The 2047-nt window shown below is 69.4% G+C and carries 2 protein-coding genes; both read right to left on the bottom strand.

What is annotated here, in order from left to right; translation table 11 throughout:
* Positions 1-17: 17 nt before the first annotated feature.
* Entirely contained in the window at positions 18-449 is a 432-nt protein-coding gene (locus G6026_RS14080) for a phage holin family protein (protein WP_107755544.1), read from the bottom strand.
* A 6-nt stretch (positions 450-455) separates the two neighbouring features.
* Positions 456-1817 carry an aminotransferase class III-fold pyridoxal phosphate-dependent enzyme gene (locus G6026_RS14075; protein ID WP_182613533.1) on the bottom strand — a complete coding sequence of 454 codons (1362 nt, stop codon included), beginning with the start codon at positions 1815-1817 and terminating at the stop codon, positions 456-458.
* Positions 1818-2047: the final 230 nt, after the last annotated feature.

Below are 2047 nucleotides of genomic sequence, written 5' to 3'. Positions count from 1 at the left end.
GCGCGGGCGCGCGTGCGTCAGGCGCGGGCGCGCGTGGGTACCACCATGCCGAGCACCCAGTTGACCAGGCCGATCACGATCGCCCCGAAGAACGCCGCCCAGAATCCGCTCACCTGGTATTCGGCGCCGAACAGCTGGAACGTCGTGGTGACCCAGCTGGTGAGCATCAGCATCAGCGCGTTGATCACCAGCAGGAACAGCCCCAACGTGAGGATGGTCAGCGGCAGCGACAGCAGCTGCACGACGGGCTTGACCACCGCGTTGATCAGGGTGAACACCACGGCCACGATGAGCAGCGCCGCGATGGTCGGCACGCTCACCTCGTTGTCGACGGCGCCGGCGTCGATCCCGGCGTCCCCCGCAGTCTCGTACAGGGAGATCCCCGGCACGATCAGTGTCGCCACCCACAGGGCGACGGCGTTGACTATCAGTCCCAGTACCAGTGCCATGCGCGGTCAGCTCCCCACGTAGGAATCGGCCACATCGAGTGCGCGGTCGAACACGTCGAGCCCCGCGTTCGCCTCGTCGGCCGTGATGATGCAGGGCGGCACGATGTGGAATCGGTTGTAGTTCATGAACAACAGCACGCCGTCAGACTTCGCGGCGGCGAAGGTCCTTGCCATGGCCTCCGATGTCCCACCGTAGGGGGCCAGGGGCTCACGTGTCTCGCGGTCGGCCACCATCTCCACGGCCCAGAACACGCCCAGGCCGCGGACCTCGCCGATCGACGGGTGCTTCCGTGCGAGCTCGCGCAGGCGCGGGCCGATCACGTCCTCGCCGATCATGCGGGCGTTCTCGACGATCTTCTCGTCCCGCATCAGGTTGATCGTGGCCACCACGGAGGCACAGGCCAGCGGGTGCCCGGCGTAGGTGAGGCCGCCGGTGTACGGGGTCGTCTCGAAGGAGGCGGCGATCCGGTCGTGCAGGATCACCCCGCCCAGGGGGACGTAGCCGGAGTTGGAGCCCTTGGCGAAGGTGATGAGATCGGGCGCCCAGTCGTCGTCACCGGACCGGAAGTTGTCCAGGGCCAGCCAGGCGCCGGTGCGGCCGAAGCCGGACATGACCTCGTCGCAGATCATCACGATCCCGTACTTGTCGCAGATCTCGCGGACGCCGCGCAGGTAGTCGGCCGGCGGCACCATGATGCCGACCGTGCCGGGCACCGACTCGATGATCAGGGCGGCGAAGTGGTCCGGGCCCTCGAGGCCGATGAGCGAGTCGAGGTGCTCGAGCGCGCGATCGCATTCCTGCTTGGAGTTCTCCGCGTAGAACTGCGACCGGTACAGGTAGGGCGCGTGGAAGTGCACGGCGCCGGTGTTGCCGTGGTCGTTGGCCCAGCGGCGGGTGTCGCCGGTGAGGTTCATCGAGGTGGTGGTGGCACCGTGGTAGCTGCGGAACGCGGAGAGGGTCTTGTGCCTCCCGGTGTGGCGGCGGGCCATGCGGACGGCGTGCTCGACGGCCTCGGTGCCGGCGTTGGTGAAGAACACGCGGTTCATCCCGGCGGGCGCGACCTCGGCGACCAGACGGGCGGCCTCGGCGCGGGCGGCGTTGGCGTGCGCGGGGTTGATGGTGCACAGTTCGGCGGCCTGGTCCTGGATCGCTTTGATCACCACGGGGTGCTGGTGGCCGATATTGGTGTTGACCAGCTGGGAGGTGAAGTCGAGCAGGCGGTTGCCGTCGCCGTCGATCAGGTGGCAGCCCTCGGCGGCGGTGACGACCATCGGGTCGCTGGCGCCCCAGGCGGACCACGGGGTCAGGACGTGGGCCCGCTCCTTCTCGTAGACCTCGCGGGCGGCGGCGTTCTGGGGTGCGGGCACGGGACGGTACTCCTGTTGTCGACGACGTGGGCCGCAGACCATCATGTCAGTTCGGTGGCGCCGGTCCGGACCGCCGCCCCACGATGCGGAACGCGGGGTCTGGACACGGGTACCGCGTGCGTCGGCGGGCGCGTGAGGAGGCGCCCGTCAGAAGAGCGCCTCCTGCGCGCTGTCCACCGCCTGGGCACCCGCGACGGGCCGCCCGGGCGCCACGTCGGCGAGCATCTCGG

The sequence above is a fragment of the Dietzia sp. DQ11-38-2 genome (genome assembly GCF_014145055.1).
Lineage (GTDB): Bacteria > Actinomycetota > Actinomycetes > Mycobacteriales > Mycobacteriaceae > Dietzia.
Note: the sequence above shows the minus strand (reverse complement) of the source record. Positions and strands in the feature narration are given on the sequence as shown.